The sequence below is a fragment of the Aliivibrio salmonicida LFI1238 genome (genome assembly GCF_000196495.1).
Classification (GTDB): Bacteria; Pseudomonadota; Gammaproteobacteria; order Enterobacterales; family Vibrionaceae; genus Aliivibrio; species Aliivibrio salmonicida.
In genome coordinates this window covers 601999-622704 of sequence record NC_011312.1, presented here as the reverse complement: position 1 = coordinate 622704, position 20706 = coordinate 601999, and the positions used below count along the sequence as shown (strand labels likewise).

The following is a 20706-nucleotide window of genomic DNA, read 5'->3' as shown; positions in this document are numbered from 1 at the left end:
TTATCACTTTATATCGTCATAATTCAGATAAAAAAAGAGCGACTAAAAAGCCGCTCTTTCAATTTGTTATCTATTTTTTTTATTCAACTTATGCTTGTGGACGCATAGAAGGGAATAAAATCACGTCACGAATAGTGTGAGTGTTAGTGAATAACATTACTAGACGGTCAATACCGATACCTTGACCTGCTGTTGGTGGTAAGCCGTGCTCAAGTGCAGTGATGTAATCTGCATCGTAGAACATTGCTTCATCATCACCAGATTCTTTCGCGCTTACTTGTGCTTTAAAGCGTTCATCTTGATCTTGTGCATCATTCAGCTCAGAGAAGCCATTTGCAACTTCACGACCACCAATGAAGAATTCAAAACGGTCAGTAATGAAAGCATTATTATCATTACGACGAGCCAGTGGTGAAATATCCGCTGGGTATTCAGTAATGAACGTTGGTTGCATTAGCTTAGGTTCCGCTGTTTCACCAAAGATTTCTTCAAGAAGTTGACCACATGTCCAGAAGCTTTCTACTTCTACATGAACTGATTTCGCGATAGAAACCATAAGATCACGATCTTGAACGCCGTCATACGTTAGCGCTTGAATTTCAGCGTGCTCAGGGTTGTACATTTTGATTGCGTCTAACATGCTCAAACGTGCATATTTACCGCCAAAATCTACTGTGTATTCGCCGTAAGGCATTTTATCGCTGCCTAAAACAGAAATAGCCACTTGAGATAGCATTGCTTCTGTTAAATCCATAAGATCGTTGTAATCTGCGTACGCCATGTAGAATTCCATCATTGTGAATTCTGGATTATGACGAGGAGAAAGACCTTCATTACGGAAGTTACGGTTGATTTCGAATACACGCTCAAAACCACCAACAACTAGACGTTTAAGATAAAGCTCAGGTGCAACACGTAAGTACATGTCAACATCAAGTGCATTATGGTGAGTAACGAATGGACGAGCCGATGCGCCACCAGGGATAACGTGCATCATTGGCGTTTCAACTTCCATGAAGCCTTTATCAACCATGAAGTTACGAATTGCAGAAACCACTTTAGAGCGGATAATAAATGCAGTACGAGAATCTTCATTTACGATAAGGTCAACATAACGTTGACGGTAACGCATTTCTTGGTCAGTTAAACCGTGGAATTTTTCAGGCAATGGACGTAGTGCTTTAGTTAGCAGTACGAACTCTTCCATATTCACGTAAAGATCGCCTTTACCTGATTTATGTAGAGCACCTTTAACACCGATGATGTCACCGATATCTAGGCCTTGGTATTTTTCTTTAAGCTCTTTTTGCACATCTTTTGATGCGTAAGCTTGGATCTTGCCAGACACTTCTTGGATCAATAAGAAAGGACCGCGCTTCGCCATTACACGTCCAGCAATTGCTACAATGTGGTTTAATTCTTCTAGCTCTTCTTTGGTCTTTTCACCAAATTCCGATTGAAGATCCGCAGCAAGACTGTCACGACGGAAGTCATTCGGGTGGCCATTAGCCTTACATGCTTGACGGATATGGTCTAATTTACCACGGCGTTCTGCAATCAGTTTGTTTTCATCTAGTTGTACTTGGTCAGTCATAATGAACCCTTTCTTATAATCCAGATTTTAAGCTGGCTTCGATAAATTTATCTAAATCGCCGTCTAAAACGGCTTGCGTATTACGATTTTCAATGCCGGTACGCAAATCTTTAATGCGCGAATCATCCAATACGTATGAGCGAATCTGACTGCCCCACCCAATATCAGATTTGGAATCTTCGTTTACTTGTTTCTCTGCGTTTTGTTTCTGAAGCTCAAGTTCAAACAGTTTCGCTTTCAACTGCTTCATCGCTTGTGCTTTGTTTTTATGCTGAGAACGATCATTTTGACATTGCACTACTGTATTTGTCGGAACGTGAGTAATACGAACCGCAGATTCAGTGGTGTTTACGTGCTGACCACCCGCGCCAGAAGCTCGGTATACATCAATACGTAAATCAGCAGGATTGATATCCACTTCAATGTTATCGTCAATTTCAGGATAGATAAACGCTGAAGCAAATGAGGTATGTCGGCGACCACTTGAGTCAAAAGGTGATTTACGAACTAGACGGTGTACACCCGTTTCGGTACGTAACCAACCATAAGCATATTCACCAGAGATTCGAACGGTTGCGCCTTTAAGACCAGCAACATCACCATCAGAAATTTCGATAACTTCGGTTTTAAATCCTTTCGCTTCCGCCCAACGCAAATACATACGCAGCATCATGGATGTCCAATCTTGCGCTTCTGTACCGCCAGAACCCGATTGTAAATCAATATAACAATCTGATGAATCATGCGCGCCTGAGAACATACGACGGAATTCTAGTGTCGCCAGTTTTGCTTCTAATTCAGCAAGTTCAGGTTCAATTTCATCAAGTGTTTCTTGATCTTGTTCTTCCACTGCTAACTCAAGTAAACCTTCAACGTCTTCACCGCCTTGATCTAATTGGTCAATTGTTTCAACAATCGCTTCTAATGAGGCACGTTCTTTACCTAGCGCTTGAGCGCGCTCTGGTTCATTCCATACTTCTGGTTGTTCTAGCTCTGCATTGACTTCTTCTAGACGCTCTTTTCTCGCATCGTAGTCAAAGGTACCCCCTCAGGATATTTGTGCGTTCAGACACATCCTGGAGGCGGTTTTTTATAGGATTAATTTCGAACATGGTGTTTTATCATCGCCGAATAAAAAATAACCTAACGATTTTAACCAAAAGTGTGATAGAAATCGAGGTATTTCAACCTCTAAAAGCAAGAACAATCCACTTTTAGAAAATGGGGTAAATTTCATCACACCAAATCCCTTTTTATTTAACTTCAGCTTGGAATACGAGCCTTTCCATTTTCATACAGGCTATAAATGCAACAAGTCATTAAGTATTTATTAAGGCAAGGTTTAGTTAAAATTAACTTTAGTCCCTAAATCAAGACTCTATATTGGTTCTATATAGTCAACCATTAACTGTAATGTCTGATTGCCTCTGAATTCATTAATGTCTAAACGGTAAGCTAACTTCACTTTTTGTACTGAAGCATCTGGCCAACGACGTACGTCAATATTAAAGGCAATGGCATCGATCATTTTGTTGGTTGGAAAATCTTTATGTATTGGTTCTAACATTAATTTTAAGTGCTTTTCACCGACTAAACGTTGATTAAGTACTTTAAATTCACCATCAAAAATAGGTTCAGGGAAAGCTTGTCCCCAAGGACCACCAGCACGAAGGATCTCAGCGGTACCTAACGTAAATTCTTCTGGCATTAATTCGCCATCAGATAATACCACCCCAGTTAACGCTTCTTCTTCTACTGATTCACGGACCACGTCATCAAACGCTTGGGAGAAACGCTTGTAATCGACTTCTTTAATACTTAATCCCGCAGCCATCGCATGACCACCAAATTTTAAGATTAAACCGGGGTTTCGGGTATCAATTAAATCCAACGCATCACGCATATGAAAACCCGAGATTGAACGGCATGATCCTTTAATTAACCCATCACCACCATCAGCAAAAGCAATCACTGGACGATGGTATTTCTCTTTGAGACGAGATGCTAAAATACCAATCACACCTTGGTGCCAATCTCGTTGAAATAAAACTAAACCAAATGGCAATTCACTTTGTGCGCCAAACTCTAAGCGCTCACAGATTGCCATCGCTTCTTCTTTCATGCCTTGTTCTATTTCTTTACGAGTTTGATTCAAAGCATCTAATTCTGACGCCATACGACGAGCAGCATGAATGTTGTTGGACATCAAAAGTTCTACGCCAAATGACATATCATCCAAACGCCCTGCCGCATTAATTCTAGGGCCTAACGCAAAACCAAAGTCTGAAGCATTGATCCTAGATGGCACTTTATTGGCAACTTCGATCAACGCTTGAATTCCTGGACGGCATTTCCCAGCTCGAATTCGTTGAATACCTTGATGCACTAAAATACGGTTATTTTCATCCAAAGCCACTAAATCAGCAACGGTACCTAAAGCGACTAAATCCAATAAGTCAGCAAGGTTAGGGATAGGAATATTTTGCGTTTCAAACCAGTTGTTTTCACGTAAACGCGCACGGATAGCCAACATCAAATAAAAAGCAACCCCTACGCCAGCTAACGATTTAGAAGGAAAGGCACACTCTTCAAGGTTTGGATTCACAATCGAATCTGCAATTGGTAATGATGACCCCGGTAAATGATGATCCGTCACCACCACTTGCATACCATAAGCTTTAGCAGCAGCGACACCATCAATAGATGATACGCCATTATCAACGGTCATAATGATCTCAGCCCCCATTGCTTTGGCTTGATCAACCACATCAGGACTTAATCCGTACCCATCTTCGAAACGGTTAGGGACTAAGTAATCCACATTATTGCTGCCCATCATTCGAAATGCCATGACTGACAGTGCAGAGCTCGTCGCTCCATCAACATCAAAGTCACCCACAACAATAATTCGTGTTTGTTTTGCTATCGCTTCAACTAAAATATCTACCGCTTTTTCAATACCATGCATTGACTGAAATGACAGTAAATGCTTAGCACCGCGTTCTAACTGATTATTAGATGTGATCCCACGAGTCGCATAAATCCGTTGTAAGATTGAAGGAATTGAACTCGGAAAGTTTGGAATAACAGGAATAATACGACGTTTCACTTCAATCATGATATTGGCCTAACATTACGTTTATTAAATACAAAAAATCCCCGTAACAAGACGGGGATTTCGATTAAAGAAAGAGAAATTATTTTTCTAAATCGGCAAGCAATTCTTTCGCAGGTTTGTAACCAGGAACTAAATCGCCATTAGGTAAAACAATAGCTGGAGTGCCATTTACACCCATTTTACGACCTAAAAGATATTGCTCTTTAATGATATTTTTACACTGAGCAGTCGCGGGTTTTGAACCATTTATTGGGCGATTCGATTTCGCATCTTCCATCGCTTGCTGTTTATCATCAGCACACCAAACTTGCGCCATTTTATCGGCAACTGAACCTTGGTAGCCCTGACGAGGATACGCTAAATAACGAACCGTAATTCCTGCATCATTATAATCTTTCATCTCTTTATGCAGTTTTGTACAGTAACCACAGGTGATGTCGGTAAAGACGGTAATCACATACTTTTCGTTTTTTGCAGGGAACACGATCATGTTCTCACTTTGGCTATCGACTAGCTTAGCGAAACGAGCCGCTAACAAATCTTTCATATTGCCATTTTCATCAAACTCAAAAATTCGACCTTGAATAAAGTGCTTACCGTCATCAGAGACGTAAAAAATACCAAATGGGGTTTCAACTTGTTTGAAGCCATCAATATCAGAATCATGAATGGCTTCAACAGGTAAACCTAATGTCGTTAATCGTTGAGTAATCGCAATTGTTGAATCACTATTAGATGCCACTACAGGAGAAGCCGGTGTTGCAGTTTCTTTTACTTGCTCATCAGAACAAGCAGTAAAAGAAGCGACGCTCAATAGAGCAATAATCATTGCGCTAGTACGGCGAATAAAAGACATAAAAGGTTACCTATAAAAAAGTGTGATGTAAGAACGTTTAAATCATTAGAGTTTAGAAAAACCAAGAAGTTCCCATTCATTAAGAACGGGGGTGATGCTCTTGATGTATCTGTTTCAAACGCTCTGTTGCTACATGAGTATATATTTGTGTGGTAGAAAGATCACTATGTCCCAACAACATTTGTACGACTCTAAGATCTGCCCCATAGTTTAGCAAATGTGTCGCAAAAGCATGGCGTAAAACGTGAGGCGATAATTTGTCCGTATCAATCCCTGCAATTACGGCATAATGCTTTATGCGATGCCAGAATGTCTGTCTTGTCATTTGTCTTGCACGTCGACTAGGAAAAACCACATCTGAGCTTTTTTCGCCCAATAGAGTTGATCGACCTTGATCTAAAAATGTTTGAATCCAATAAACCGCGTTCTCTCCCATTGGAACCAAACGCTCTTTATCTCCCTTACCAGTAACTCGTACGACACCTTGACGTAAACTCAAATTTTCCATCGTTAAACTCACTAATTCCGTCACACGCAAACCTGTCGCGTAAAGTAGTTCTAACATAGCGCGATCACGGAGTTCTAATGGATCATCGACATTAGGCGCTTCCAGTAAGTCATTTACTTGTTCTTCACTTAGATCTTTCGGTAATCGTTGCGGTAACTTGGGACTCATTAATAACGCGGTAGGATCATCACCTCTAATTTTTTCACGATGTAAATACTGGAAAAATCGACGCAAAGCAGAAAGCATACGAGCTCGAGATGTTTGCTTATATTGTTTATCAACTAAATAAGCTTGGTATTCATTTAATCCCATTGCAGAGATAGAAGCACACTTATAGTGATTCTCATCTAACCAATTCAATAATTTCATTAAATCGTTTCGATAAGAAGACAACGTATTTTCAGATAATCCACGTTCCATCCACATGGTATCTAAAAAACGCTCGATCAACGCCATATCATTATTCATTACCATCACCACAAAGACTGCATACCAGAAATACTGGTTAGAATTACAGTATTAAACAATTTAACTGACTTTCAATGCAAGTTTAATTTTAAGAATCATTTGCGGTACACTACAACTAATCCTCATTGTTATGGAATATAGAATGAAAATCGGCCTATTTTATGGTTCTTCTACCTGCTATACCGAAATGGCATCAGAGAAAATACGCTCAACCATTGGTGAAGATATCGTTGATATTTTCAATATTAAAGACACGTCAGCGTCAGCAATGAATGACTACGATCTGCTCATACTCGGGATTTCGACGTGGGATTTTGGTGAAATCCAAGAAGATTGGTTGGCGGTATGGGAAGAATTAGACGGACTGTCCTTAAAAGGGAAAACCATTGCTTTATTTGGTCTTGGCGATCAAGGAGGTTATGGCGAGTGGTTCTTAGATGCAATGGGGTTATTACACGATGAATTAAAAGCGACTGATGCCACTTTCATTGGTTATTGGAAAAATGAAGGTTATGTATTTGATGCCTCAAAAGCATTAACAGAAGACGAATCTCACTTTGTTGGTTTGGCATTAGATGAAGACAGCCAATACGATAAAAGTGACGAGCGTATTGAGCAATGGTGTGAACAAATCCTAGTGGAATACCACGACTCTCTTTAAATTCAAATCACTTTACTAACAAAAACGAATAAGAGCTAATGTGACCCAGTTAGAAAATTAAATATCTAACAAGTTCAGCATTAGCTCTTAATAGAAGAAAAGCAAGAAACTCTATTATCTAGAGATAATTACACTTCTTTAGTCACTAACTCGTCTTCTTTCTTACCAATAAAACGAACAATGATAATTGAAGCGAACGTAGGGATAACCCAAGCCATACCGCGATCAAACATTGGTAGCATCGAGAATGCCGACATATCTGCACCCGCCACTTTCGCCGCATCTAATACAGCAAAGCAAGTTGCAACAGTAACAACGACACGGTATGCCAGACGAGGATTCGGCATCATATGACGTAAAAATGCTAAAACAATCAGAGCCATCGCAATAGGGTAAAGTAGGAATAATACTGGTACCGATAATGCTATAAGCTGAGTTAGACCAACATTAGCAACAATAGCGCAAGCGACACCAACAACAATAACCCATGTTTTATAAGTCACCTTACAAATTGAACTAAAGTAATCAGCACAAGCGGAAATAAGACCAATAGCCGTCGTTAAACAAGCGATCATAACTATAATAGACAATACGATTTGGCCAGAAGATCCAAATAGCGCATGAGTATATGCAGTTAAAATCTCACCGCCATTTGTTGCACCTGGAGCAACAGAGCTAGACGTCGCACCAAGGTAGAATAAAGAGACATAAACAAATGCTAGGCCTAATGCCGCAATACAACCTGCTGCGGTTAAATATTTTGTGGTCGCTTTATGATCTGTAATGCCTTTCTTTTTTAATGCATCAATCATTAAAATACCAAACATTAACGCACCAAACGTATCCATGGTGTTATAACCTTCAAAGAAACCAGTCGTTAATGGTTGATTGATATAGTTCCCTGTTGCTGCAACAATCTCACCTTGTGGATTAACAAATACCGCAATCGCTAAAATGATTAAACCAATGAATAATGCCGGCGTTAAAAACTTACCAATCGTATCGATAAGCTTACCTTGCGACCAGGCAAAAAACATTGCGATTGAGAAGAATGCGATTGAGAATAGTGTTAATGATATTTGTCCGGCATCAGCAGACATAAATGGTTTTGCAGCCATTTCATAAGCAACTAAACCTGTACGAGGGGCAGCAAATGCAGGCCCAATGATAACAAACATCAAAATAGCCATAATAATCGCTACTTTTGGTGGTAAATCACGAGTAAGTTGCTGCCAAGATCCACCGGCTACACCAATAGTAATAATGGTCATAAGAGGTAAACCTACCGCAGTAATAAGGAACCCCCCCATTGCACTGTAAACATGTTCACCGGCCATCTGACCTGCAATTGGTGGAAATATAATGTTGCCTGCACCTAAAAAGAAGGCAAAAAGCATAAAGCCAACGGCTATGATATCGGTTAGTTTTAGTGATTGTTTCACAGAAAACCCTTCTTATAATGTTGTGTGTTTGATTTCGTATTTTTATATCTTTTTTGATATTTATTTAAGAATAATGACCAATTAATCATTAAATCGCAATAGTGTAGATAAAAACACCATAATATATACAAACACAACCTACCAAGCAGTTTAATTCCCTGTTTTATAGGCCAAAATAAGAACCATAATTCAATACTTAAGCATTTAACAATAGATCTAAAATAGAACAATAAACCACTTAACATAAGAAACACAAAATTAACAACTATAACTATAAATGAGCATCTAATGAATAAAGGCTTCACTTTCAAACAGTTCCATATCAATATTGGTCTATGCGGAATGCCAGTAAGCACCGATGGCGTGCTTCTTGGTGCTTGGGCTAATATTGAACAAAGCAAAAATATTCTAGATATTGGCTGCGGAACGGGGTTATTAAGCCTTATGAGTGCTCAGAGAAATGAAAATAGTCATGTTGATGCGGTAGAGTTAATGCCTCTTGCTGCTGAAGTTGCTTTACAAAACTTTGTTCAAAGCCCTTGGAAAAACCGTTTACACTTAATTCATCAAGATATTCTTCATTATCACCCCGCTCATTTATATGACGCTATTATTTGCAATCCACCTTATTTCAATAATGGTGAGCAATCACAGAAAGGTGAACGCTCAATTGCCCGCCATACTGATAGCCTACCTTTTGATAAATTATTAAAATGCTGTAAGGCATTAATGTCCTCTAAAGGACGTGCAAGTTTCATTCTTCCATTCATTGAAGGTAATCAATTCATTGAAATTGCTAAAAAACACAGTTTTCACCTTACAAAACTAACAAAAATACAAACCACAGAAAAAAAAGATGTTTCTAGATTATTGATTGAGCTATCAATTTTTCCTTATATTTATCAAGAGACTACATTAATAATTCACAGTAAAGATGGTTATAGTAATGACTTTATTCAGCTCACTAGACACTTTTATCTCAATATGGCTTAAAAGATCGGTGATCCGTCTCTAATAAATCACTATAATGTCTGGCTAATATCATATTTATACTCTTTAGACCTGAACGGAGAATCTAACAGTGATCAAAACGTTTGCTGATCTCGATCTATCCCCTAACCTACTGCGCGCTCTTGAGGAGATTGGTTATCAACGTCCAACTCAAGTTCAGGCTATGGCGATCCCTGAAGCATTAGAAGGTAAAGACATCCTTGCTTCTGCTCCAACTGGAACTGGTAAATCTGCGGCTTTTTTACTGCCCGCTTTACAGCATCTTGACGATTTCCCTCGTCGTGATCCAGGTCCTGCGCGTGTATTAATCCTAACGCCAACTCGTGAACTTGCTATCCAAGTTGCGGATGAAGCTCGTGAATTAGCTAAATACACTCACCATAAAGTATTTACTATCACTGGTGGTATCAGCTACCAAGAGCACGCTGACATTCTGGCAAGAACTCAAGATATTGTGGTAGCAACGCCCGGTCGTTTAATGGAGTACATCGAAGCTGAACGTTTTGATTGTCGTGCCATTGAAACTCTGATCCTTGATGAAGCCGACCGTATGTTAGACATGGGTTTTGGTCCTGTTGTTGATCGTCTTTCAAAAGAGTGTCGCTGGCGTAAACAAACCTTCTTGTTCTCTGCAACATTAGAAGGTCGTGGTGTTGATGGTTTTACCGCTGATCTATTAAACGAACCAGCAAAAATTGTCGCAGAACCATCGCGCCGTGAACGTAAGAAAATCACTCAGTGGTATCACCGTGCCGATAGCTTGCCACATAAAATAGAATTACTGAAAAGCATTCTAACGAACCAAACTGAGCGCGCGATTGTATTTGTAAAAACTCGTGAGCGTCTTGCAGAACTTCGTGGTCACTTAGAAACAGCTAAGATTTCATGTGCTTGGTTACAAGGTGAAATGCCTCAAGAAAGCCGTAACAATGCAATTTCTCGTTTCCGTGATGGTAAAGTTAACGTATTGATTGCTACAGATGTTGCTGCTCGTGGCATCGATTTACCCGATGTTAGTCATGTCATTAACTTTGATATGCCTCGTACAGCAGATGTATATTTACACCGTATCGGTCGTACTGCTCGTGCAGGTAAAAAAGGCAATGCTGTTTCTTTGATTGAAGCACATGATCAAAAAATGATGGAACGCGTTGGCCGTTACGTTAAAGAAGAAGATGAAATAATTAAAGAACGCTTTGTTGAAGGGTTAAAACCAACACATAAAAAAGCGGTATTTAAGAACAAACAAAAGAAAAATGCGAAGAAAAAAGCGGTGTTAGCAAAGAAAAATGCACCAAAGAAAAAGAAGAAGAAAAAGTAATTACATAAACCCCGTTAACTAAAGCATTACGCTCTAGATACAATAAAAGCAGCCTGTATTTTTACAGGCTGCTTTTTTATTGGAAGTCACTTAGGTACTAAGGACAAGAACGCTTCGGGTAAAAGTCAGAGCTAAAGACTCGTCCCTAAATCCTCGCCTCTAGTCCCTTTTTACAAACATAAAAAAACCCGCTAATCAGCGGGTTTTTATTAACTCAATTCGAGCGGTCTATAATAAAAATTATAGTACGTCGATTGCGTTAAGGTCAGCAAATGCTTTTTCAAGACGCGTAACCATAGAAGCTTGACCTGCACGTAACCAAACGCGTGGATCGTAGTACTTCTTGTTAGGCGCAGATTCGCCAGTTGGGTTACCGATTTGACCTTGTAGGAAATCACGGTTTTCAGCTTCGTATGCACGAACGCCATCCCATGAAGCCCACTGAGTATCAGTATCGATGTTCATTTTGATAACGCCGTAACCGATAGATTCTTGGATTTCTGCTTCAGAAGAACCAGAACCACCGTGGAATACGAAGTTAAGTGCATCAGATGCAATACCAAATTTCTCAGCACAGTAAGCTTGAGAATCACGTAGGATAGTTGGAGTAAGAACAACATTACCTGCTTGGTAAACACCGTGTACGTTACCGAAAGATGCAGCGATAGTGAAACGTGGGCTGATAGCCGTTAGTTTTTCGTATGCGTATGCAACATCTTCAGGAGAAGTGTAAAGCTCAGATGCGTCCATATCAGAGTTATCAACGCCGTCTTCTTCGCCACCAGTACAACCAAGTTCAATCTCGATTGTCATGTTCATTTTAGCCATGCGCTCTAGGTACTTAGCACAAGTTTCGATGTTCTCTTCTAGAGACTCTTCAGAAAGGTCTAGCATGTGTGAAGAGAATAAAGGCTTACCAGTTTCAGCGAAGAATACTTCACCAGCGTCTAGTAGTCCGTCGATCCATGGAAGAAGTTTCTTAGCAGCATGGTCAGTATGAAGAATAACTGGAACACCGTAAGATTCAGCAACTGCGTGAACGTATTTTGCACCCGCTACAGCGCCAAGGATTTGTGCACCTTGACCTTCAAGTTTAACGCCTTTACCAGCGAAGAAACCAGCACCGCCATTAGAGAACTGAACAACAACTGGTGCTTTAGCTTTAGAAGCAGCTTCAAGAACCGCATTGATAGTATCAGTATTCACTACGTTTACCGCAGGAAGAGCAAATTTGTTTTCTTTTGCTACTGCAAATACTTTCTGTACGTCGTCGCCAGAAATAACACCAGGTTTTACAAAATCGAAGATCTTAGACATGGAAGTAGTCCTATTTATTCTATCGTTTTAAAATTAAAAAACTTACGTTCAAATTTTTGCAAACGTTTGCTCACAACTTTTTCTATTGTATCAATAAACATTAGTGGCAACAAACGTAAAAAGCGGGAATGTTCAATTCCCGCCCTTTAAATAATTACGCTTTAGCACGCTCTTCAAGCATTGCTACTGCAGGAAGTACTTTACCTTCAACGAACTCAAGGAATGCACCGCCACCTGTAGAAATGTAAGAAACGTCAGCTTTGATTCCGAACTTATCGATAGCCGCTAGCGTATCACCGCCACCCGCAACAGAGAAACCTTCAGAATCAGCGATTGCTTTAGAAATACCCGCAGTACCTGCTTCAAAGTTTTTGAATTCAAATACGCCAACTGGGCCATTCCAAAGAATTGTTTTTGCATTCTTAATGATGTCAGCTAGAACGGCTGTTGAATCAGGACCAAGGTCGAAGATCATGTCGTCGTCTTGAACATCTGCAACGTTTTTGATTTCAGCTTCAGCGTTTTCATCAAATGCTTTTGCACATGCAACATCAGTAGCTACTGGAATTGCACATTCAACCATTAATTTTTTAGCTGTTTCTACTAAATCTGCTTCGTATAGAGATTTACCAACATTGTGACCTTGAGCTGCGATGAATGTATTCGCGATACCACCACCAACAACAAGTTGGTCAGCAATTTTAGATAGAGACTCAAGAACAGTTAGCTTAGTTGATACTTTAGAACCACCAACGATAGCAACAAGTGGACGAGCAGGATTGTCCATTGCTTTGCCTAGAGCTTCAAGTTCAGCAGCTAGAAGAGGACCAGCACACGCGATAGGAGCGTTCATGCCAACACCGTGAGTTGACGCTTGAGCACGGTGAGCGGTACCAAATGCATCCATTACGAATATGTCACATAGTGCTGCGTATTTCTTAGAAAGCGCTTCTTCGTTCTTCTTCTCGCCTTTGTTAAAGCGAACGTTTTCAAGAACAACTAGCTCACCAGCATTTAATTCAAGACCATCTAGGTAATCTTTAGCTAGTTTAACGTCACAATCTAGTGCGTCATTTAAGTAGTTAACTACAGGAGCTAGAGAGAACTCTTCGTTGTATTCGCCTTCCGTTGGACGACCAAGGTGAGAAGTAACCATTACTTTTGCGCCAGCTTCTAAGCAAAGCTTAATCGTTGGTAGAGATGCAAGAATACGTGCATCAGAAGTTACTTTGCCATCTTTTACTGGTACGTTTAGGTCAGCACGGATAAATACGCGTTTACCTGCAAGTTCCAGGTCAGTCATCTTGATTACAGACATGTTGTGTCCTCTCAATTAAATAATAAAAAGCTTTCAAGCTCGGCATCATTGCCAAACCGATTAAATTCTTACTGCATTATTCAATAAATAGGGATGGAGTTCACTTTTTTCAAGGTGAAAATTAATCTTTTTTCTCTTTCCATCACAAATTATTTGATTGATGCTTTTATTTTTTCATTACTAATGCGGTATCTAGCATCCGATTAGCAAAGCCCCATTCGTTATCACACCAAACCAGCATTTTAACTAAATGCCCGTTACTAACTCTTGTTTGTGAACCATCGACAATCGCGCTATGGGGATCATGATTAAAGTCGATAGAAACAAGTGGCGCTTCAGTATAATCAACAATGTTATGTAATGTACACTGAGATGCATTAACAATGGTTTGATTTATGTCATTAACTTTCACATTTGTATTAATTGTTACACTTAAATCCATCGCAGTGACGTTTACCGTCGGTACTCGCACAGAAATAGCCTCAAATTTGTTGGAAAATTTCGGAAAAATTCGTTCAATACCTTTATGCAGTTTTGTATCTACTGGAATTATAGACTGGCTTGCTGCTCGAGTTCGACGTAAATCAGTATGATACGCATCAATCACTGGTTGATCATTCATCGCAGAGTGAATCGTCGTAATCGTGCCAGATTCAATACCAAACGCATCATCAATCGCCTTAATCACTGGGATAATACAGTTAGTAGTACAAGACCCATTAGAGACAACTCTATGCTCAGGAAGCAATGTGTCATGATTAACACCGTAAATGATAGTGTTATCTAAGTCTGCGCTTCCTGGGTGTGAAAATAAAACCTTTTTAGCCCCCGCATCAATGTGCCTCTCGCCATCCGCTTTAGATCCATAAACACCAGTGCAATCCAGCACTAAATCTACTTGCAATGATTGCCATGGCAAAAGAGAAATATCGGCTTGATGTACAATACGAATTCGATCTTGAGAGCCATTAGGTAAATCGATATAAAGATATTCTTGATCATGGGTGACTTTATGCAGAAAACGTCCATGAGTTGAATCGTATTGAAGAAGGTGCGCCATTCCTTCTGGTTGTGATAATTCATTCACAGCCACGATTTCAATTTGATCACGCTTACCACTTTCATACAAAGCACGTAATACACTACGACCAATTCGACCAAATCCATTTATCGCCACTCTTAACATAATTCCATTCACTCAGGTTTATTTTTCGTCTATTGTACTCTTTTCACTTTTTTCTTAAAGGATCAAAAAAGCGAAGCCACCTTTCGATAACTTCGCTTTTTATTCAATTACTCGCTTTTATTAAGCGAATAACTCTTGATTAAGCTAAAAGCTCTTTTGCTGTTTTCACTGCATTTTCAGTAGTGAAACCAAACATTTTGAATAGCTCGTCAGCAGGCGCTGATTCACCAAACGTTGTCATACCGATGATCTTGCCACCGAAACCAACATACTTATACCAGAAGTCAGCAATACCCGCTTCAATAGCAACACGTTTTGTTACTGCTGATGGAAGTACTGATTCACGGTAGGCTTCATCTTGCTTATCAAATGCATCTGTTGCTGGCATTGATACAACACGTACCGCTTTCCCTTCCGCTGTAAGTTGAGCCGCAGCTTCAACTGCAAGTTCAACTTCTGAACCAGTAGCGATAAAGATAAGCTCAGGTTGACCTTCACAATCTTTCAGGATGTAACCACCCTTTGCTATATTAGCGACTTGCTCTGCATCACGATCTTGTTGTGCAAGGTTTTGACGAGAGAAGATCAGAGCCGTAGGACCATCACGACGTTCAATCGCGAGTTTCCAAGCAACCGCAGATTCAACTTGGTCACATGGGCGCCATGTGCTCATGTTCGGAGTTAAACGCAGTGAAGCGATTTGCTCAACAGGTTGGTGAGTTGGACCATCTTCACCTAGACCGATTGAATCGTGAGTGTACACTTGGATGTTCTGAATTTTCATCAGTGCAGCCATACGCATTGCGTTACGCGCGTATTCCATGAACATTAGGAACGTTGCGCCATAGGGTACGAAACCACCGTGCAGAGCGATACCGTTCATGATTGCTGTCATCGCAAATTCACGTACACCGTAGTGAATGTAGTTACCAGAGAAATCATCAGCGGTTAATGATTTAGAGCCAGACCACATCGTCAAGTTAGACGGTGCAAGGTCAGCAGAGCCGCCCATGAATTCAGGTAACATTGCACCAAACGCTTCTAGTGCATTTTGCGATGCTTTACGTGATGCGATGTTTGCAGGATTAGCTTGAAGATCAGCAATGATTGCCGATGTTTTTTCTTCCCACTCAGCAGGTAAACCACCGTTGACACGACGCTTATATTCAGCAGCTAGTTCAGGGTGTGCAGCAGCGTAGGCATCAAATTTAGCATTCCAAGACGCTTCTTTTGCTTTGCCTGCTTCTTTTGCGTTCCACTCAGCATATACATCAGTAGGAATGTCAAAAGGACCAAACTCCCAACCAAGTTTCGCTTTAGTCGCAACAATCTCATCAGCACCTAGTGGAGCACCGTGACAGTCGTGCGTACCTTCTTTATTTGGAGAACCAAAACCGATGATAGTTTTAGTACAAATCAAAGTAGGACGACCTGTTTCTGCTTTTGCCGCTTCAATCGCCGCATTGATTGCGTCAGCATCGTGACCATCAACCGCAGGAATTACATGCCAGCCGTACGCTTCAAAACGTTTAGGGGTATCGTCAGAGAACCAACCTTCCACTTCACCATCGATAGAAATACCGTTGTCATCCCAGAAAGCAACCAGTTTGCCTAGGCCTAGTGTGCCAGCAAGTGAACACGCTTCGTGAGAAATACCTTCCATTAAACAACCATCGCCCATGAACACATACGTATTATGGTCAACGATGTCGTGGCCTTCACGGTTAAATTGTGCTGCCAATGCTTTTTCAGCCATTGCCATACCAACGCCATTAGTGATGCCTTGGCCTAATGGACCCGTTGTTGTTTCAATACCTGGTGCATAGCCGTACTCAGGGTGACCCGGAGTTTTAGAATGCAATTGACGGAAGTTCTTTAAGTCTTCGATAGACAGGTTATAACCTGAAAGATGAAGCAGAGAATAAATCAGCATAGAGCCGTGGCCGTTAGAAAGAATGAAACGGTCGCGATCAGCCCACTCTGGATTCTGTGGGTTGTGATTTAGGTGACTACGCCATAATACTTCAGCGATGTCTGCCATGCCCATTGGTGCTCCTGGGTGACCAGAATTTGCTTGTTGTACACCGTCCATGCTTAAAGCGCGGATTGCATTTGCTAAATGTTTACGTGAAGACATGCCTGCTCCTGAGAATTCGAAGGACTATATATTTATTGAGCTAGTTAACTCTTGATTAGTTACCCATATTTATGGATTAACTTAAATTTGCAGCGCCGTATTGTCGCAAAGCCTAATAGTGACTGCAAACGTTTACTTAGCAAATAAAGTGCTTTTTTTCACGATTTTGACAGAAAACCTTGTTTCTGTAGATAAATCCAATTGCAGAACGCAAACGATTGGTTATGTCTTATATTTATTTTCTTACCCCAAATGAGTTGTAATTAATCAAATTTTCTCTATTATGGCCGTCTAGATGGAAGAACACCTACACTGTTAAACGTATAGACTTATATATACTGTGGGTATTTTCTAAAAATTTATTACCTATAGAAGTGGAGCTCATCATGGCTAAACACCTATTTACCTCTGAATCAGTATCAGAAGGTCATCCAGATAAAATTGCCGATCAAATTTCAGATGCCGTACTTGATGCGATCTTAGAACAAGATCCAAAAGCACGTGTTGCTTGTGAAACGTACGTAAAAACTGGCATGGTTATGGTCGGTGGTGAAGTAACAACTTCTGCATGGGTTGATATCGAAGAAATCACTCGTGAAACCGTTCGTGAAATTGGTTATGTTCATTCTGACATGGGCTTTGATGCTAACTCTTGTGCTGTATTAAACACAATTGGTAAGCAATCTCCTGATATCAACCAAGGTGTTGATAAAGAAGATCCAAAAGAACAAGGCGCTGGCGACCAAGGCATCATGTTTGGTTACGCAACGAACGAAACACCAATTTTAATGCCAGCACCGATTACTTACGCACACCTTCTTGTTAAACAACAAGCAGAAGTACGTAAAAGCGGAAAATTGGATTTCTTACGCCCAGATGCAAAATCTCAAGTTACTTTTCAATACGACCAAGGAAAAATTGTTGGTATTGATGCGGTTGTACTTTCAACTCAACACAGCGATTCAGTAACGACTGCGGATCTTCGTGAAGCAGTAATGGAAGAAATCATCAAACCAGTACTACCTGCTGAATGGCTAAGTAAAGAAACTAAATTCTTTATTAACCCAACAGGTCGTTTTGTTATCGGTGGCCCAATGGGTGACTGTGGCCTGACTGGTCGTAAAATCATCGTTGATACTTACGGCGGCGCAGCTCGTCACGGTGGCGGTGCATTCTCTGGTAAAGATCCATCAAAAGTTGACCGTTCAGCAGCATACGCAGCACGTTATGTAGCGAAAAACATCGTTGCAGCTGGCATGGCTGACCGTTGTGAAATCCAACTGTCATACGCTATCGGTGTTGCTGATCCAACATCTATCATGATTGAAACGTTTGGTACTGAAAAAGTATCTCACGACATCATCATTGAATCGGTTCGTCAGCACTTTGACTTACGTCCATATGGCCTACAAGAAATGCTTAACCTTCTTCAACCAATCTACAAGAAGACAGCAGCATACGGTCACTTCGGTCGTGAAGAATTCCCTTGGGAAGCGACTGATAAAGCAGAAATCCTTCGTGATTTCGCTGGTATTAAGTAATTCAAGACTTAAAAACTCTCTAAAAAGGAAGCTTCGGCTTCCTTTTTTGTTTTCTAGCCCCATATACTCTTTATAGTTAAAAGCGTTAATGTGATATTCAAGATAAAGAGATTCAATGACCCCACTTCAACAAGCATCCGTAGCCAAAGCTCAACAGTGCATTCAACAGGCATCCACTTTTTTTAATCGTCCTTTTTCCTTACCCGCGATTAATTTTACTCAACGTGGAAAAATAGCAGGCACCGCTCGCCTTCAAGGGTGGGAAGTCAGAATTAATCCCGTATTATTAGAAGAGAATCAACACACTTTTATTAACGAAGTGATCCCTCATGAAATTGCCCATTTAATTACGTTTAAACTGTATGGTCGAGTAAGACCGCATGGTAAAGAGTGGCAAGGTATAATGAATCAAGTCTTCAATTTACCAGCCCGAACTACGCACAGTTTTAGCGTTGAATCAGTAAAAGGAAAAACCTTCCCGTATCGCTGTAAATGCACAACACATGAATTAACGGTCCGTCGCCACAACCGAGTCCAACGAAAAGAAACTCAATACCTTTGCCGACAATGCCAGTCACCATTGAATGTGGTCAAAAAATAGCCTTTACTATCATTAACTTCTATTACTCAATTTATCTATAAAGAACTTTAACAATAAGCTACTCTTACTGCATTAATACAATAATCAGTAGTGTACTTTATGAAATTAATTCGCTTAGTTATCAGTCTTATTGCTGTCAGTTTCACTGTTAACGTAATGGCAGCACCTCCTTCTTCTTTCTCAAAAGCAAAAAAAGAAGCCGTCAAAATCTATCTTGATTACCCAACCTCCTTTTATTGTGGCTGTGACATTACGTGGAAAAATAAAAAGAAAGGGATCCCTGAATTAGAAAGCTGCGGATACCAAGTCCGTAAACAAGAAAAACGAGCCAGTCGTATTGAATGGGAGCATGTTGTTCCAGCATGGCAATTTGGTCATCAACGTCAATGTTGGCAAAAAGGTGGGCGTAAAAATTGCACTAGAAACGACAAGCAATTCAAATCAATGGAAGCCGACTTACATAATCTAGTGCCTGCGATTGGTGAAGTAAACGGGGACAGATCCAACTTCCGATTCTCACAATGGAATGGAAGCAAAGGCGCTTTCTATGGCCAATGTGCTTTTAAAGTCGACTTCAAAGGCCGTGTTGCCGAGCCACCAGCACAATCTCGTGGTGCCATTGCCCGAACGTATCTTTATATGAACAACGAATATAAATTTAACTTATCAAAAGCACAGCGACAACTTATGGAAGCATGGAACAAACAGTATCCAGTATCAACTTGGGAATGTACTCGTGATGAACGTATAGCAAAAATCCAAGGCAATCATAATCAATTTGTTTATAAAGCATGCACTAAATAAATTAGACAGAGCTAGAGGTTGAAAAAGTACATTTTAACCTCCATCCTTAAATGTAAGATAGTTAAAGAAAAGTAGACCATGAGAATACCAAGAATCCATCATCCAGAACTACTTCCTTCACAAGGTAAAGTAAACTTAAGCGATGATGCCGCCAATCATGTTGGCCGTGTAATGCGAATGAAAGAAGGCGAAGCTGTATTATTATTTGATGGCAGCGGCGCTGAATTTCCTGCAGTGATCACTTCTTCATCAAAGAAAAGTGTAGAAGTTGAGATCAGTGAACGTATTGATCACAGCAGTGAATCACCATTAAATTTACATTTAGGCCAAGTGGTTTCTCGTGGTGATAAAATGGAATTCACCATTCAAAAATCCGTGGAATTAGGCGTAAATATCATTACTCCTTTAATTTCAGAACGTTGTGGTGTCAAATTAAACAAAGAACGTTTTGAAAAGAAACTCGACCAATGGCACAAAATTGCAATAGCCGCTTGTGAGCAATGTGGACGTAATACTATTCCTGAAATTCGTCCAATTATGTCATTAGAAGAATGGTGTGCTGAAGAATATGAAGGACTCAAATTAAACCTTCATCCAAGAGCCAAATATTCGATTAACACCCTACCGGAACCTGTTACTAATGTTCGTTTGTTGATTGGTCCAGAAGGCGGTTTGTCGTCTGAAGAAATTACTATGACAGAACAATATCAATTTGAAGAAACGTTGCTTGGTCCTCGGGTTTTAAGAACCGAAACCGCAGCACTTACTGCAATTACTGCCTTACAAGTTCGTTTTGGCGATCTTGGCTAACTGGAGAAACACA

Annotated in this window: 17 protein-coding genes; 7 read left to right on the top strand and 10 right to left on the bottom strand. The window is 40.3% G+C overall.

The window, feature by feature from the left end; genetic code table 11:
* Window positions 1-88 precede the first annotated feature (88 nt).
* The 5 genes from lysS to xerD all read right to left on the bottom strand — a co-directional run bounded on the left by lysS (window position 89) and on the right by xerD (window position 6544).
* On the bottom strand, window positions 89-1594 hold the full coding sequence (gene lysS, locus VSAL_RS03200; RefSeq protein ID WP_012549374.1) for a lysine--tRNA ligase: 1506 nt from the start codon (window positions 1592-1594) through the stop codon (window positions 89-91).
* A 13-nt stretch (window positions 1595-1607) separates the two neighbouring features.
* Window positions 1608-2706, bottom strand: a protein-coding gene (prfB, locus tag VSAL_RS03195) for a peptide chain release factor 2 (protein WP_096325320.1) whose coding sequence is annotated in 2 segments (ribosomal slippage) — window positions 1608-2630 and window positions 2632-2706 — 1098 coding nt in all. Because the reading frame shifts where the segments join, the coding sequence is not laid out codon by codon here.
* 266 nt (window positions 2707-2972) lie between these two features.
* Window positions 2973-4712: a single-stranded-DNA-specific exonuclease RecJ gene (recJ, locus tag VSAL_RS03190; RefSeq protein ID WP_012549373.1), complete on the bottom strand. Its 1740-nt coding sequence runs from the start codon at window positions 4710-4712 to the stop codon at window positions 2973-2975.
* A 79-nt stretch (window positions 4713-4791) separates the two neighbouring features.
* A complete protein-coding gene (dsbC, locus tag VSAL_RS03185; protein ID WP_012549372.1) occupies window positions 4792-5568 on the bottom strand; it encodes a bifunctional protein-disulfide isomerase/oxidoreductase DsbC in 777 nt (258 codons plus the stop codon).
* A 79-nt stretch (window positions 5569-5647) separates the two neighbouring features.
* Window positions 5648-6544: a site-specific tyrosine recombinase XerD gene (gene xerD / locus VSAL_RS03180; protein ID WP_023604098.1), complete on the bottom strand. Its 897-nt coding sequence runs from the start codon at window positions 6542-6544 to the stop codon at window positions 5648-5650.
* A gap of 142 nt (window positions 6545-6686) precedes the next feature.
* Here xerD and fldB point away from each other — a divergent pair, with 142 nt between their 5' ends.
* The gene (gene fldB / locus VSAL_RS03175; RefSeq protein ID WP_012549370.1) at window positions 6687-7205 is read left to right on the top strand and encodes a flavodoxin FldB; all 519 of its coding nucleotides are present in this window, start codon (window positions 6687-6689) and stop codon (window positions 7203-7205) included.
* A 128-nt stretch (window positions 7206-7333) separates the two neighbouring features.
* Here the strand turns inward: fldB and brnQ are convergent, their stop codons facing one another.
* On the bottom strand, window positions 7334-8647 hold the full coding sequence (brnQ, locus tag VSAL_RS03170) for a branched-chain amino acid transport system II carrier protein (protein ID WP_012549369.1): 1314 nt from the start codon (window positions 8645-8647) through the stop codon (window positions 7334-7336).
* 288 nt (window positions 8648-8935) lie between these two features.
* Here brnQ and VSAL_RS03165 point away from each other — a divergent pair, with 288 nt between their 5' ends.
* Window positions 8936-9640 carry a tRNA1(Val) (adenine(37)-N6)-methyltransferase gene (locus VSAL_RS03165; RefSeq protein ID WP_012549368.1) on the top strand — a complete coding sequence of 235 codons (705 nt, stop codon included), beginning with the start codon at window positions 8936-8938 and terminating at the stop codon, window positions 9638-9640.
* Window positions 9641-9728: 88 nt separating this feature from the next.
* Window positions 9729-10979, top strand: coding sequence for an ATP-dependent RNA helicase SrmB (gene srmB / locus VSAL_RS03160; RefSeq protein WP_012549367.1), 1251 nt, complete (start codon window positions 9729-9731; stop codon window positions 10977-10979).
* 240 nt (window positions 10980-11219) lie between these two features.
* Here the strand turns inward: srmB and fbaA are convergent, their stop codons facing one another.
* The 4 genes from fbaA to tkt form a co-directional block, all read right to left on the bottom strand.
* Window positions 11220-12296 (bottom strand): class II fructose-bisphosphate aldolase, encoded by a 1077-nt coding sequence (gene fbaA, locus VSAL_RS03155; protein WP_012549366.1) that lies wholly within the window; start codon window positions 12294-12296, stop codon window positions 11220-11222.
* A gap of 154 nt (window positions 12297-12450) precedes the next feature.
* A complete protein-coding gene (locus tag VSAL_RS03150; RefSeq protein ID WP_012549365.1) occupies window positions 12451-13614 on the bottom strand; it encodes a phosphoglycerate kinase in 1164 nt (387 codons plus the stop codon).
* Between the two features lie 166 nt (window positions 13615-13780).
* Window positions 13781-14800, bottom strand: a complete 1020-nt coding sequence (gene epd, locus VSAL_RS03145) for an erythrose-4-phosphate dehydrogenase (RefSeq protein ID WP_012549364.1) — start codon at window positions 14798-14800, stop codon at window positions 13781-13783.
* A gap of 139 nt (window positions 14801-14939) precedes the next feature.
* A complete protein-coding gene (tkt, locus tag VSAL_RS03140) occupies window positions 14940-16937 on the bottom strand; it encodes a transketolase (protein ID WP_012549363.1) in 1998 nt (665 codons plus the stop codon).
* 386 nt (window positions 16938-17323) lie between these two features.
* Here tkt and metK point away from each other — a divergent pair, with 386 nt between their 5' ends.
* From metK to rsmE, 4 genes are all read left to right on the top strand, one after another.
* Window positions 17324-18478, top strand: coding sequence for a methionine adenosyltransferase (gene metK / locus VSAL_RS03135; RefSeq protein ID WP_012549361.1), 1155 nt, complete (start codon window positions 17324-17326; stop codon window positions 18476-18478).
* Window positions 18479-18593: 115 nt separating this feature from the next.
* On the top strand, window positions 18594-19079 hold the full coding sequence (locus VSAL_RS03130) for a SprT family zinc-dependent metalloprotease (RefSeq protein ID WP_012549360.1): 486 nt from the start codon (window positions 18594-18596) through the stop codon (window positions 19077-19079).
* Between the two features lie 99 nt (window positions 19080-19178).
* On the top strand, window positions 19179-19883 hold the full coding sequence (locus tag VSAL_RS03125) for an endonuclease (protein WP_044583181.1): 705 nt from the start codon (window positions 19179-19181) through the stop codon (window positions 19881-19883).
* Between the two features lie 78 nt (window positions 19884-19961).
* Entirely contained in the window at window positions 19962-20693 is a 732-nt protein-coding gene (rsmE, locus tag VSAL_RS03120) for a 16S rRNA (uracil(1498)-N(3))-methyltransferase (RefSeq protein WP_012549358.1), read from the top strand.
* Window positions 20694-20706 lie beyond the last annotated feature (13 nt).